Origin of the sequence: Paenibacillus sp. FSL H7-0756, assembly GCF_038006765.1 — a bacterium.
Classification (GTDB): Bacteria; Bacillota; Bacilli; order Paenibacillales; family Paenibacillaceae; genus Paenibacillus_AQ.
The window spans coordinates 2412583-2427748 of the sequence record NZ_JBBOVT010000001.1 but is presented as its reverse complement, the minus strand read 5'-3'; the positions used below and the strand labels follow the sequence as shown (position 1 = coordinate 2427748).

At 43.4% G+C, this 15166-nt stretch carries 12 protein-coding genes; all 12 read right to left on the bottom strand.

The window, feature by feature from the left end; all coding sequences use genetic code 11:
- Positions 1–2: 2 nt before the first annotated feature.
- Positions 3–1787 (bottom strand): aminopeptidase P family protein, encoded by a 1785-nt coding sequence (locus tag NST04_RS10775; RefSeq protein ID WP_341184244.1) that lies wholly within the window; start codon positions 1785–1787, stop codon positions 3–5.
- Positions 1788–1864: 77 nt separating this feature from the next.
- Positions 1865–2017, bottom strand: a complete 153-nt coding sequence (locus NST04_RS10770) for a hypothetical protein (RefSeq protein WP_340938610.1) — start codon at positions 2015–2017, stop codon at positions 1865–1867.
- A gap of 165 nt (positions 2018–2182) precedes the next feature.
- On the bottom strand, positions 2183–3541 hold the full coding sequence (locus NST04_RS10765; RefSeq protein WP_341184243.1) for a helix-turn-helix domain-containing protein: 1359 nt from the start codon (positions 3539–3541) through the stop codon (positions 2183–2185).
- 226 nt (positions 3542–3767) lie between these two features.
- Positions 3768–3890 (bottom strand): hypothetical protein, encoded by a 123-nt coding sequence (locus NST04_RS10760; RefSeq protein WP_341184242.1) that lies wholly within the window; start codon positions 3888–3890, stop codon positions 3768–3770.
- Between the two features lie 107 nt (positions 3891–3997).
- Positions 3998–5377, bottom strand: a complete 1380-nt coding sequence (locus NST04_RS10755; RefSeq protein ID WP_341184241.1) for a helix-turn-helix domain-containing protein — start codon at positions 5375–5377, stop codon at positions 3998–4000.
- A 536-nt stretch (positions 5378–5913) separates the two neighbouring features.
- On the bottom strand, positions 5914–6378 hold the full coding sequence (locus NST04_RS10750) for an immunity protein YezG family protein (RefSeq protein ID WP_341184240.1): 465 nt from the start codon (positions 6376–6378) through the stop codon (positions 5914–5916).
- Positions 6379–6385: 7 nt separating this feature from the next.
- Entirely contained in the window at positions 6386–10234 is a 3849-nt protein-coding gene (locus tag NST04_RS10745) for a DNA/RNA non-specific endonuclease (RefSeq protein WP_341184239.1), read from the bottom strand.
- 467 nt (positions 10235–10701) lie between these two features.
- Positions 10702–11322 (bottom strand): YdcF family protein, encoded by a 621-nt coding sequence (locus NST04_RS10740; protein ID WP_341184238.1) that lies wholly within the window; start codon positions 11320–11322, stop codon positions 10702–10704.
- A gap of 30 nt (positions 11323–11352) precedes the next feature.
- Positions 11353–12348: a dTDP-glucose 4,6-dehydratase gene (gene rfbB, locus NST04_RS10735; RefSeq protein ID WP_341184237.1), complete on the bottom strand. Its 996-nt coding sequence runs from the start codon at positions 12346–12348 to the stop codon at positions 11353–11355.
- A gap of 41 nt (positions 12349–12389) precedes the next feature.
- Positions 12390–12950 carry a dTDP-4-dehydrorhamnose 3,5-epimerase gene (rfbC, locus tag NST04_RS10730; protein ID WP_341184236.1) on the bottom strand — a complete coding sequence of 187 codons (561 nt, stop codon included), beginning with the start codon at positions 12948–12950 and terminating at the stop codon, positions 12390–12392.
- A gap of 20 nt (positions 12951–12970) precedes the next feature.
- Positions 12971–13849 carry a glucose-1-phosphate thymidylyltransferase RfbA gene (rfbA, locus tag NST04_RS10725; protein WP_341184235.1) on the bottom strand — a complete coding sequence of 293 codons (879 nt, stop codon included), beginning with the start codon at positions 13847–13849 and terminating at the stop codon, positions 12971–12973.
- A gap of 48 nt (positions 13850–13897) precedes the next feature.
- Positions 13898–15148, bottom strand: coding sequence for a glycosyltransferase (locus NST04_RS10720; protein WP_341184234.1), 1251 nt, complete (start codon positions 15146–15148; stop codon positions 13898–13900).
- Positions 15149–15166 lie beyond the last annotated feature (18 nt).

Sequence of the window (15166 nt, the reverse complement as noted above, 5' to 3'; positions counted from 1 at the left end):
CCTCACACCGCCAAAGCCGCCGTCTCCCACTTCAGCCACGCCCGGTGCTCCTCATCCAGCAGCGGAGCCAGCTTATCGCACACCTCAGCATGATAATGGTTCACCCAGTCCAGCTCCTCCCTGCTCAGCATAGACGGCTCAATCGCCCGGGTATCGATCGGCAAATAACAGAGGTCTTCAAACTTCAGGAATCTGCCAAACTCCGTAGTCACATCCTCCGTAATCAGCAGCGTGTTCTCCGTGCGGATACCATGACGGCCTTCCTTATAGACTCCCGGCTCTATCGTGATAATCATCCCAGGCTCCAGGACAACAGGATTCGGCTTGAAGCTGAACCGCTGCGGCTCCTCATGCACATTGGAGTAGTAGCCCACACCATGCCCGGTTCCGCACTTGTAATCGAGGCCATTGTCCCACATCGGCTTGCGGGCGAGAATGTCGAGCGTAGATCCGGTGGAGCCGTAGAGGAACTTAGCCGTAGACAGCGCAATCACAGACTTCAGCACCAGCGTAAAATCTCTCTTCTCCTCATCCGTCAGCGGGCCAAGCGCCAGCGTGCGGGTGATATCCGTTGTCCCGTTCTGGAAGTGTGAGCCCGAATCCAGCAGATACAGGCCTCTGGCTTCCAGCTCTACCGGATGATCGGCGGACGGCGAGTAGTGCATCATCGCAGCATTCGCGCCGTAGGCAGAGATACTGGAAAAGCTAAGCTCAGCGAATAACGGTTGCTGCCGCCGCAGCTCCAGCCCCTTCTCATCGGCTTCAAGCTCGGTCACCGGACGGAGCGGAACCGTCTCCTGCAGCCATTTGAACAGCCCGACCAGGGCGGCCGCATCCTTCAAATAGACATCACGGATATTACGGATCTCCACCTCGTTCTTGATCGACTTAAGGGCCACCACAAGGCCCGGCGCTTCTATAGGATGAGCGGATTCCGGGATGGCCGCCGCCAGACTATATCCGGTTTTGTTCGGATCATACAGCACGGAAGCCGCTTCCGGGAGCGTCTGCAGGAAGGGAAGGATGTCCTCATACTCCCTGATCTCCACACCATCCCGGGCCAGCGTCTCCTTATCTTCCGGGGTGGCTTTATGCCCTCCGGCGAACAAGATTGCATGATGTACCCCTACTACGGCAAAAGCGGTCACATACGGATTGAACGGAATATCCCGTCCCCGGATGTTGAACAGCCAGCACAGATCATCCAGCGCGGACAACACATAATAATCAGCGCCCTTACGCTTCATCCCCTGCCGGACCTGCTCCAGCTTGTCCACCCGGCTGAGGCCCGCATACTGTTCATCATGCAGCATTAGCGGCTCGGCTGGAATCGCCGGTCTATCCGTCCAGATCGCGCCTACCGGGTCGAGGTCTGTAATCGTCTGAATCCCTTTCTCTGCGAACTTAGCCTGCAAACCCTTCATAGCGGTTACGGACAACGTTCTGCCGTCTACCGCCATACGTGCGCCCTGCGGCAACTGCTCGGCCAGCCATTCATCCCATTGCAGGACGCCCGGCTCGGCCATACGGAACATACGGATGCCCGAGCCCGCAAGCTCCCGCTCCGCCTGAATGTAGTACCGGCCATCCGTCCACAAGCCAGCATCCGCTACCGTGATCACAGCCGTTCCTGCGGAACCGGTGAAGCCGGTAATCCAGCGGCGGCTTTTCCAGTGCTCCCCCTCATATTCACTTAAGTGCGCATCCCCGCTCAATACCACACAGACCGCTATCCCGCGCTCCGCCATCCATTCTCTTAGCTTATGTACTTTCTCCTTCGGCAACATATCAGCATCTCCTTCTCTCTATCTAGTCTACTGAATTATCATACACCTGCATTTCCTATAAAAAAAGATGAAGACCCTCAGGTCTCCATCGTCTCATTGTCCTCTTTCCGTACCAGCTTCCGCCGCTGCTTCCCCTTCTTGATCCACAGCCGCTCCTGGTCATCCCGGTAGAATCTGATCCCGAACAAGCGCAGCGGGGTCCACATTTCCCTAAAATAATAATTGGGCATGGTCCATTTCTCCCAGACTATAAATAGATTTGCTCCTAATTATAGACCGGGATACCTGGTTTGTTTGTCGCATTGTGGAGACGGAGCCTTAAGGTTACCACCAGTTTCCCAAAATCGCCTTATCTGCGGAACGAGCGCTTGATCCGCTCCAGTGAACACATTGATTTATAGGTATGCTCCAATTTGAACTTTGTATTGTTCGTTCTCTTCTTCATTTGCTTGATTCCGATGCTGCCCAAACAGATCGACACATTTGATTACATTGCTCTCGTTATTGATTCTAGCAGACGATTCCAAGCTTTGCAGGATGAATCCAATTCCTTCTTTGCGCTTGTTATTTAAATAATTGGCTGCTAATTCAGCGAGGAATTGAGTATATTGGTTGGTTATGATTTGTTTGTTATGAAGAACCCCATATTCTGCAAGATCTGTCCGGTAAGGAATATAGGAAGCAAAACGCTCCAGAATAGAATCGACATTCCAATCGTAGCGGTTAGCCGATGAGATAATATTGTGTAAAGCTATGAATATCTCATCTGGTCGCTCAGAGATAAATTCGACATATTCAGAGAGGGCCTCATATTGGCCTCCCATCACCCGATAGAGCAGTCTGTTTGCGGTCCCCCACTCCTGGAACTGAGCCACAATACGCTTCACTTCTTCATCGTCTTCCTGTATCCAGCTTCCATCCATATAGAGGGATACCCAATCTAATGCCGAATCGAAATCTCCTAATTCCTCACACACAGTTGAACGGATAAGTTGTGCGTACAGGATATAGAAGTACAGGGGGTTCTCGGTTTTTTTCTCGTTACTCTCTCTACGGTTCGACTGCCGCTGGAGATTATAACGAATAGTAGCTAATTGCTGCATCTTCTTCGCGAGTTCGTCCACCTTATGCCATCGCTGCATTGAACCGTAGACATGACCCAAATGATTCAACCCGTCCAATTGATCCGCTTCATCCAGCCGGTCCAGGTAACCTTCAAAGAGATGCGCAGCCTGTAAATTCCGCGCCTGGTCATCACCAATGGCGATACGGAACAGACGGTATTGGCATAACGCGAGTCGCTCGGAATTCTGATACTTCTCGCTGGCACTCACATTCTTATACAGCAATTCGGCAGCTTGCCACAGCCCCTCTTGAAACAGTCCTTCAGCCACTTCGAACAGCATGGGGGCATAGACCAGATTCTCCAGCAGATTCTGGACCACCTGTTCAACGCAATCCAGACGGCCCAGCTCAGCGGAGCGCACAAGAAAAGGCCGCAGACGCCGCCAGGTGGGTGACGAGAAATAGAAACATTCATCCACATATAAGCTGTAGAAATGATCCTCCGGCAGATCCATCGCCCGGGTGATTCGCTCCAGATGATTCATAGCAATGGGCTGGTGACCACTAAGTATCCGGCTAAGCGTTCCTGAATTAATTCCGGATTGTCCCGAGAATTGATTAATAGGCATTCCCTTCTGCGACAAATGCAACGCTAATAGATCTCGAATCATAGTTCTAGTAGGGACCACGCAAACACCACCTAACTGGAATCCAATATAATTTCTTTTATAGTTGCAATAATATGTCACATTATTCCAATGGTCAATAATTTAGAATACTACAGATTAGTATAATCCGTGAACTACGGGCAAGCGGTTTGCAATGATGGCAAAAAAAAAGAGACCCTAGTAGTCTCATAAGGTCTCTGTCGTCCCGGTAGAACCTGCTCTGTCATCGCAAAGGTGTCGTGCCTTATCAGCGGAACCAGCCGCTTAATCTGTTCCAGCGCCCCTTCGCTTCCGGGCCATTGTAGCCGAAGGCATTGCCAATCATCTTAATATTTAATGTATTTGCTGCCCCGTAAGCATCAACCACCACCTATACCGTGACCCATAGTTTGAATCATACTTTGAATTACAGCTGGAGCGCTGATGTTTGCTACGAACTCTGCAGTACCAACAGATATAATAACTGCAACAACCAGACTACAGGAAGTTAGAAGCTTGATGAATTTTCTTTTCATGTGAGTCCTGCACCTCTCTAATTAGAAGTTTGTATTGCTCTTGCTCTTCTTCATTTGCCAGATGCCGATTCTGTTCGAATAGATCAACACATTTGATGATATTTCTCTCATCATTGATTCTAGCAGACGATTCCAAACTTTGCAGGATGAAGCTAATACCTTCTTCACGCTCATTATGTAAAAAATATGCTGCCATTTCAGCAAGGAATTGAGTGTGTTGGTCCAACATAACCTGCCGGTTATAATCGCCAAATTCTGTAGAATACGTCCTGTAAGGAATATAGGCAGCAAATCGCTCCAGAATATAATCAACATTCCAATTGTAGCGGTTAGCTGATAAGACAACACTGTATAACGCTGTAAATATCTCATCAGGCCGGTGAGAGATATATTCAACATATTCAGAGAGCGCCTCGTGCTGTCCTTGCATCACCCGATAGAGCAGTCTGTTTGCGGTACCCCACTCCTGGAACTGAGCCACAGTCCGCTTCACTTCTTCATCGTCTTCCTGTATCCAGCTTCCATCCATATAGAGGGATATCCAATCTAATGCCGATGGGTAGTCTCCTATTTGCTCACACACATATGAACGGATAAGCTGTGCGTACAGAATGTAGAAGTACAGGGGTTTCTCGGATTTTTTCTCGTTACTCTCTCTGCGGTCCGACTGACGCTGGAGATTGTAACGAAGAGTCGCTAATTGCTGCATTTGCTTCGCAAGCTCATCCACCTTAAGCCACTTGTTCAATGACACATATACATGAGCGAGATGCTTCAATCCATCTAACTGATCCGCTTCATCCAGCCTGTCCAGGTAACATTCGAAGAGATGCGCAGCCTGTAAATTCCGCGTCTGGTCATCACCAATGGCGATACGGAACAGACGGTATTGGCATATCGCCAGTCTCTCGGAATTCTGATACTTCTCACTGACACTCACATTCTTATACAGCAATTCAGCAGCTTGCCACAGCCCCTCTTGAAACAGTCCTTCAGCCACTTCGAACAGCATGGGGGCATAGACCAGATTCTCCAGCAGATTCTGAACCACCTGTTCAACGCAATCCAGACGGCCCAGTTCAGCGGAGCGCACAAGAAAAGGCCGCAGACGCCGCCAGGTAGGTGACGAGAAATAGAAACATTCATCCACGTATAAGCTATAGAAATGATCCTCCGGCAGATCCATTGCCTTGGTAATTCGCTCCAGATGGTTCATCGCAATGGGCTGATGACCACTAAGTATCCGGCTGAGCGTTCCTGAATTAATTCCGGATTGTCCCGAGAATTGATTAATAGGCATTCCCTTCTGCGACAAATACAACGCTAATTGATCGCGAATCATAGTTCTAGTAGGGACCATGCAAACACCACCTAACTGGAATCCAAAAATTATTTGTTTATTGTATAGATGTAATAATATGTCACATTATACCAATGGTCAATAACATAGAGTACTACAGATTAGTCTAATCCGTGAACTACAGGCAACCCGTTTGCCATATGAGGGCAAAAAAATAGAGACTCTAGTAGTCTCATAAGGTCTCTGTCGTCCCGATATCACATTTGCGAAGCCGCTGTCTCTGCTGCTGTCTCTGATGTTCCCCCCGCTTCACCTACTGCCGATCCGCAATATTCCGCTAGAACCGATCTGTATCCATCACGAAGGTGTCGTGCCTTATCGGCGGAACCAGCGCTTAACAGCTATAAAATAGCAGAGTAAAAATCTATTTAGAAGACTTTTCGCTCTGCCTTATTTTTAAATTAAGTGCTACTGGAAACCAAACAAAATTTACAAGACACTTAATTATATATCTCATACAACAAACAGGAGGTGTCCCGTTCAGCTTTATTATAGCTAAACGGGACACCTCTGAAGGATTAATCTGTTTTTCTTTTGAGATATTCATCTAAATACGATTGGGCAAATTCGTCCGTAGGATGTAGCCCTAAATTTTCATACTTCCAAATTGTAAATTGTTCAGCAGGGGAGAACTGAACTTCATCGTAACTATAATCAATATTAAATTTTCCGGATTGATCTAAATACATTGTAAGATTCGTCCAAGGTTCAGGAGAACTTTTAAGTGATTCTTGATTTAGCTCAACGAAATATTCTACCAACTCTCTGTCCAACCTATTATATATTTGATCGTCTACCCCATATATCTCAGGAATAGATTGACCAAATATCAACTCGTTTCGAGTGGTAGAATTGTAATAAAAATAGACTATTCTTGATCCTGGCAATATCTCAGCATAGAGATAAATTTTATCCCATTCATCAGGAATTATTCCTACGAGCTTATTCCCTATACGCTGATACAATTCTTCAATCTTATTCACAGATAGGTTAACCTCCAACTTGATTTAAGATTGTTACTTTAGGATATGCAACATTATTAATCTTATATATAACTTCAAAAGAAGATGGTCTTTGTGATATAGCAGAATAAATTGGCATTATTTTAACATTAACACTCCCATTTGATTGTAGCGCTTTCCTCCAATCTTCCTCCATTTTGTACCACTTTCCTGATGCTCCATTAATTTGTGCATTCATAGCAACCAGATTATCCAATTCACCAGATCCATTAAATGAAGAAGCTATTAAATGCCCTCCTACATCAGGATTATCCAGTTCTCGTACACGATCTTGTCTGCCCACTATACCTTGGGCATATTCATTTCTTGGCGCTGCTTTTAGTACAAGATCTCCTTCTACTTTAGCAATTCTACCAAGATTATCAGTGGAATAAGTATATCCATTTACTTTATAAGTTGTACTCGCTTTAAGCACTTTGATTCTACCACTCTTCGTAAAATGCTGTCCAGTCATTGCATCTTCATAAGTTGTATTAATTTGTGGAGTTGTTTCAGCCCATTTTGTCTCTAAGAAGTTTTTATATCTAGCCTGTGCAACTTCATTAGTTCCTTCAATTAATTGAGCTTGATTAAAATTCATTCGTCCAACGTCAGCGAACTCAAGTTCTATTCTTCCATTATACCCTGAGTAAACATTAGTGATTAATGAATTCAAGTCACTTGACGTATTTTTTATGGCCGACTTTAAATTACTTATCGAGCTTCCTGCTTTTTGTAGAATCGTATTCACTTTTGTTGAGTTATAAACTCTTAGTATAGCGCTTCCTGCATAGTTGGTGAATTTCCCAATGACTGGACCAGCAGCAGTAAAACCAGCCGCAAGAGCAGCATCTTTTGTGTTTCCTGATACGAAACTAATGATTATACTTCCACTTCCCGCAACAACACCAACTAATGGAAAAACAGAAATTAAATCAAGACTTTTCTGAAGATCTCTTAACGCATCTGAATTGGTATAAGCAAGATATTCTGTTTCCCACAAGGGTCCCATGGAATTTATAAAAGTATTGATATCAACCGAACTACCATTTCTATTACCACCAAAAACGTTAAATTGCGACATACCATCTACCTTATAGAAAGTCCCTGACGATTCAGCCCCCCATTGTCTTACATAGATACCACTATTCTTCTTCTTTTCAAAGTATTTTGCTAATGCTGCTTTAATACTCTGCGGGGTAGCAAAATATCCTGCTTTGTATAGAGTCATCTCCATAGGTATTGTGATATCTTCATAGGTTTTCCCTGTGAAAGTATTATTAATCCAAGCTCTTATAGTAAGCTGATTGTTTCCGACAAATTGAACTTGTCCCCAACCATTTTTAAATCTATTGATTGAGAGATACGTTCTGATGTGTACCATTCCTGCTGGAGCTTGCTGAGTTGATGTCTTTTTTCCCGTCGTATCTGTTTTCATATGTTTCGCAGACATTTCGATATTATCATAAGGGTTAATTGTTGCACCCATAGGAGTGATAGTATTTAATGAGTTAAAAGTTGCAGCCTGGGTTTGTGATGTAAACATTGGCTCATTATCTATTCTTTTTAATTCTCCATTATCTAAAGCTCGTAATACTTCGTCACGCAGCACAGGCATATAAAAGATAGATAACGGTAAAGGTTTACCATTCAAACTATTTACATATTTAAGCCCAATCATTCTTCCTGCAAAGTTATTATATAAATCCATTATTTTCTGATCTTCAGGATTATTAGGTTCTCCCAACTCATGGGCTGTGCCCCATCTACCTGCCCAATTGTAGTTAGTTTCTACTACCATTAGAGCTCCCCAAAAAGCATGCCTAAATGCATCTCCATTGCCGTCAGTTAATTCATTTTTATCAAACTCACTTAGAGAATAAGCGTATGCCCAAAAACCTGCCCATATAGATCCGGATGCATTATCATAGTTATCATTCATTAGAGCCAATTCTTGAGGGTTTAACTGAGGATCAAATTCATCAGGGTCATAGCTACCGGATGATGAAATACTCTCTGTATTAAATGAACCTGCGTTCATTTCAACATCTTCATTTATCTCTGTAATTTTTGATCTAGAGTTTTCTTTCGCCAAAATAGATTCATAATATTCTTGCACCTGTTCCATTTTGAAATCGGGATGTTCATCCAAATAGGCATACATTTTCTTGACTTTATCGATATCATCGAACGTGGAGACACTTGTCAAAGAATAAACACTTTCAGAGACGCTTGTAATATTATAAACGTTTTTGGTAACAGATAATGAATTCACTTTATCCATAGGTGCAACTGGTTTTGAAGTAAATACTACTTTGTCACCTGTTACAGTTACATTCATCCGTTGTGATAAATAATTTGTCGAGTACCAGTAATCCGTACCTTCTTTAATGTAATCATTACCTTCAACTAAAACATCGACATCACCTGATAAGCCAGAAATCATTACAAATGTTTTACCGTTCTGGTAGGTTCTCGCGTTATAAGGCCCCTCATTAGTTAAGAGACCATTCTCAATAACCTCTATACTTTTGTTAATATAACCATCAGTCGTGACTTGAAGTACTTCACTAGTATGTGATCTATTCCCTAGGAGGTCAAATGCAGTTACTGCATAGGAATAGGTTGAAGAACTTTTCAAATCATTGATGGTGTATTTAGGTTCAGTTGATATGTATGCTTTGCCTGTCTTTTGATCATGAATTATATATTTACTAATTCCCGAACTATCAGTTGATGGTGTCCAATATAATGTAACACTATTTAACTTAACATCTCTATAAGCTAAATTGGTCGGTGTAGTTGGACGCGTGGTGTCGCTAAAATCAATAATACTGATATTACTTGCCAAAGATATATTATTTGCTTCATCAACTGCCTTTACCTTGAATCTGTTGATAGATGGCACACTAATGTTAGGGACTAAAAAATTCGTATTTGGTGTCACCCCAATCAATGAGTCACCATTGTAAATGTTATACTGCTTTATACCTACATTGTCTGTCGCTGCATTCCAAGATAGGTAAACGTTAGTATAATCAAAGGTTTCTGACACTAATCCCGTTGGAGCACTTGGAGCTTCTGTGTCTCCATAAGAAGTATTTAAAGTTATAAGTTTCTCATGACGATTCCAATCACTAGTACTATCTGCATACCACACCTGCTGAATTGTGTATATAGTGTTAGGCTTCAAGTCATATATTTCATAAAATCCGCTAGAAACGCTCCAACTCTTACCTATATCAGACCAAGTATTTGTACTATGGTCAAGTAGAAATAACCCATTTCCGTGCTGATTTGGTATGGGATAATTAACGAAAACAATTAATGAAGTTGAACTAGAACGCATTACAATTAATTCTGGAGCAATAGTCTTAGTTTTTGCGTAAGCAAAATTCTCTTGTCTAGTCCAAGAGTGTGTGTCATCTGTATACCAATACATCTGTGCAGCATAGGATCTTCCTGGGATAAGACCTGTAACCTTATATGTACCTGTTTTGGCATAATAAGAACCATAAACATCTTTCCATTCCATTGTGGTTTGATCTTGAATTGCCAATCCATTTCCGAACTGACCATCAATTGGATATGTTACATTAATATTAAGGGAGTACTCTGTTACATCACTTACACTTATTGTTGGGGTGGATTGTAAAGTAGACACTCCTTTTAAAGACATTTTTTTCACAATATTCTTCGGTTTAACTGGAGCACTCAATGGCGCAGCCGTTTCAACCTTTTTTTTCGCTTCCTGTTCAGCTTTTTTTAGTCCATCAAGAATTTCTTTTGGATACTCAGGGAGGCCTGAAGTGGGGAGGTTTGAGGATGCATTTGCCAAGTTTGGAACAATAAGCATAAATACCAGGTTCAGTACTAAAAGTACTTTTAATAATTGAAAATTTTTATTACCTTTTTAAATTCCATTTACAATCTCCTTTTATATGTTTTTAACAAATCAAAAGTCAATAGTTAATTACTCACTAATATCTCCTCCTTTAGTATCGATTAGGCCAACTTTTCCAATATACAGCATAGTATAATTTTTAGTAAAGAGTTTTTTTACATATGTTTTGTATAATTTCTTTGATAATTAATAGTATTTATAATAATCATTCGTCTTTTGTAAATACAAACCAAGCTAACATGGTGGCAAAAAAATAGAGACCAAGTGGTCTCGTAAGGTCTCCATCGTCTTGATATTACGTTTGCGAAGTCGCTGTCTCTGCTATTTCCCCCGCTTCACCCAACGCTGATCGGCAACTTCCCGCTAGAACCATCCAGACTTCTTTTGTTGTCAGAACTACCTTAGCGGCGGAACCAGCGCTTGATCTGCTCCAGCGAAACCTTCGCTTCCGGGCCATTATAGCCGAAGGCATTGCCAATCATCTTAATATATTCGTTAAAAGTCGTCTCCCGGCTATACCGGTCACTCCACCACGCCTTCGCATTATAGCCCGAGTCCGCCCCGATATAAGTCAGCTCAATCCCCGACTTCTTATACACATAATCAAATATAAACTTCACCCGCCGCATATGAAAATCCGACGACACCACAATCGCCGACTTGAAGCCCTTCTGCTGCATAATCGGGAGCGTGAGTTGGGCGTTCTGGTAAGTACTCTCGGCAGCGTCTTCCGTCAGAATAGCTGATTCCGGGATGCCCAAGGAGTGAGCGGTTTCGCGCATGTCACCGGCGGAGCCGGTAGTTTCTTCGGAGTTGGAGAGCAGGAGCTGCGGCGCATAGCCTTCTTTATACAGCTTAACCCCTTGCTCCACCCGTCCTCCGCCACCGCTAAGGATGATGATGACGTCTGCTTGCTTTGGAGTCTCCGATACGGGAAGGAAACGCCCGGCGCACAGGAGCAGCAAGACGATTAACAGAAGGGGCAAGTACAGAAAGAGAATTCTTTTTCTGCGCTTGCCCATCTTAGTTCTATTTAGGTTACGGCTCATAAGCTAATTCCGGTACTCGCCGCTAAGAATCTGTTCCCACCACTGTGCATTCTCCGTATACCACTGGATGGTCTGTGCAATCCCGGTCTCGAACGTATACGTAGGCTTCCAGCCCAATCTCTCCAGCTTAGCCGGATCAATCGCATAACGTTTATCATGACCCAGCCGGTCGGCAACGAATTCAATCAAATCCTCAGATTTCCCCAAGGTATGAATAATCGTCTTCACAACCTCAAGATTGGTGCGTTCATTATGCCCGCCTACGTTGTACACCTCACCGCTTACGCCCTCATGCAGCACCAGGTCAATCGCAGCACAATGATCCCACACATGCAGCCAATCGCGGATATTCGCGCCATCTCCATAGACAGGAACCTTCTGTTCATTCAGGACCTTAGCGATCGTAAGGGGAATGAGCTTCTCCGGGAAGTGGTACGGGCCATAATTATTGGAGCAACGGGTAATGTTCATCGGCAAGCCAAAGGTCTCGTGATACGCACGGACTAACAGATCGGACGACGCTTTGCTTGCGCTATAAGGGCTGTTAGGCTGCAGCGGGGTCTCCTCCGTGAAGAATACAGCAGGGTCCCAGTCCAGCTCACCATACACCTCATCCGTAGACACATGAACGAACTTGGTCACTCCAATCGCACGGGAAGCTTCCAGCAGCACCTGAGTTCCCATCACATTCGTACGGACGAATACCGCCGGATCGGTAATAGAGCGGTCCACATGACTCTCGGCAGCGAAATGAACCACATAATCAAAGCGCTCTTGTTCAAAAAGAGACTGAATAGCCTCACGGTCAGCAATATCCGCCTGGATGAAGTGGTAGTTATCCCGATCTTCAATCTTCTTGTGCTTGGAGAGGTCACCCGCATAGGTCAACAGATCCAGGTTATAGACATCGTAATCAGAGTACTTATCGATCATGTACTGCACGAAATTCCCGCCAATGAAACCGGCACCTCCGGTAACCAGCATTTTCTTCTTACTCATGAATTACACCTCAGAATCATTCAATTAGATTTCCATCTACTTCAGGGAGTGTAGGTAAAATTCAAAACAGCGTCCTGCAGCAACGGAGCCTTTTCATCTTTGCCGGATAGAACAGGTGTAACATGTAAAGGCCATTCAATCCCGATAGCCGGATCATTCCAGAGAATACCGCCATCACAGTCTGGAGCATATAGCTCATCACACTTATACTGAACTTCAACATCCTCGGTCAGCGTCATGAACCCGTGGGCGAACCCCTTGGGAATCAACAGCTGCTTCTTATTCTCTGCGCTTAGTTCAACACCGAACCACTTGCCGTAAGCGGGACTGCCTGCTCTGACATCCACGGCCACATCGAATATGGCCCCACGGGTACAACGCACCAGTTTGGTCTGAGCTTTGGGATTGAGCTGATAATGCAGGCCGCGCAAGGTGCCCTTAACCGCAGAATAGGACTGATTATCCTGTACAAAAGCAATATCAATGCCCTGCTCTCTGAACTTCGCATCACTGAACGTCTCCATGAACCATCCCCGGTGATCCCCGAATACCGCAGGTTCAACTATATACACGCCTGGAAGCGCTGTTTCTGTTAACTTCATATCCTCTACACCTCTAATGCTTAATATTGAATTTTCCCGGTAGCAACCTTGATCAGGTACTGGCCGTAGCCCGTCTTGCTTAGCTTCTGCCCGCAACTCAGCAGGTGCTCCTTCGTAATCCATCCGTTAATATATGCAATCTCTTCGAGCGCGGCAATCTTAATCCCCTGATGATCTTCAATCGTCCGGACAAAATTAGTGGCATCCACCAGACTCTGATGAGTCCCCGTATCCAGCCAGGTGAAGCCGCGGCCCAGGAGTTCCACATCCAGCTCCCCCATACTAAGATACGCTTCATTAATCGAAGTGATCTCAAGTTCACCCCGGGAAGAAGGCTGCACGTTCTTGGCAATCTCCACAACACGGTTATCGTAGAAGTAGAGACCCGTAATCGCATAATTAGACTTAGGCTGTACCGGCTTCTCTTCCACACTCAGTACCTTGCCTTCATCATTGAATTCCACCACACCGAACCGTTCCGGATCATGGACATGATACCCGAACACAGTCGCACCCTGCGCCTTCCCAGAAGCACGCTGAAGCATCTTACGAATGCCATTCCCATAATAAATATTATCGCCAAGAATCATAGCCACAGCATCATTCCCAATGAACGATTCGCCCAAAATAAAAGCCTGAGCTAAACCGTCAGGACTGGGTTGTACTATGTATTGTAGAGAGATCCCGAACTGAGAACCGTCCCCGAAAAGACTCTCAAACCTTGGAGTATCCTCAGGTGTTGAGATGATAAGAATGTCTTTAATCCCCGCAAGCATTAAGGTGGATAAGGGGTAATAGATCATAGGCTTGTCGTAAACAGGCAGTAGTTGCTTACTGGTAACCATTGTTAATGGGTAGAGACGGGTGCCGGAGCCACCGGCTAGGATTATGCCTTTCATAATATCCCTCTATTTCAAAATTAAGTTGAGTTCTAAATAAATGATTTATTATAATAAGCTAGTCATTATTTCAGATAATTCTTTAACCCGATTTTCCCAGGTGAAAAGCTGATTAGCTTTATTTGAATTTTCAAAACTTGATCTCGATTCTAGTTCTAATAAAACTTCTTCTATAGAAGATTGATTATTTTCAACTTTCCAATATATTGTTCCACTCTCATTAAGAATTTCATCAACTGGATCTCTTTCGCCACTTAAATTTGTAAAGTATACAATTGGAGTATTACTCCCAATATAATTAAATGTTTTACCAGGAACCTGAATACTATTATTATTACCAAATAGCATCAAGTAATCAACTTTACATAAGTACTCCATACAAGCCTTGTGATCCATCCATGGATGGAATTTAATAATATCATTTAAGCCCATACTTTCTACCATATCTAATAAATCTTTATTAAACATCCCAATAAACTCAAACAAACAATATTTCAAATGACCTCTTTCATATAATCTTTTTAAAGCTAAGAAAAATAGATTTGCATCTCTACTCTCAGGTTCTAATCTTCCAGTATACAAAAAACGAATTGATTCATTACTCTTATAATGCTTTGATATTGGAAAATCATTAGGATCGTATCCCATAGGGATCACTTTCAACTTGGTTGGCTCAACATTGTATTTATCAATGTATAGATCTTTGGTTGAATCCGTTGTCACGCTAATGATATTTGAGTTTGCTATAACCATGGATTCGAGGAGCCTTTCAATAGAATATCGAATACCTTTTCTCAAATTCCCAGGATCATAGACCCATGGATCCCCATAATCTGCAACTAACGGCGTTTTCCATTTTTTCGAGATAATAAGAGCGATTAAGTGAGATGTATAGGGCACCGCAGAACTTAAAATAATATCTGGTTTCTTTTTTATTTTCTTTTTTATAAATACATCAAACAATGCGCTAGGTAACCATTCAATATAAGTATCAGGAATGAGCAACTTTTTTTTAAAACCCGGTTTTTTTTTTGCTTTTACTGCCCCAGGTAAAGAGCGTTTCTTCCTGTAAGCATAAAAGTGTAAGGGGCCTGGAAAAGTTCTAACAAAGGAAACATTAATAGGAATGCTATCTAGTAACGAATTATCAATTAATGGTGTACCCGGATATATTTTTGTAGTTAACACTTCAATTTCCCAACCTAGTTCAGCTAATTCTTTTATAAAGTATTTAATTCTCGTTGCATGAGAGCCACCATTAGGTGGAACTGCTTGGGCTACTATTAATACTCTCGGCATTTTTCTCCCTCACTTTTT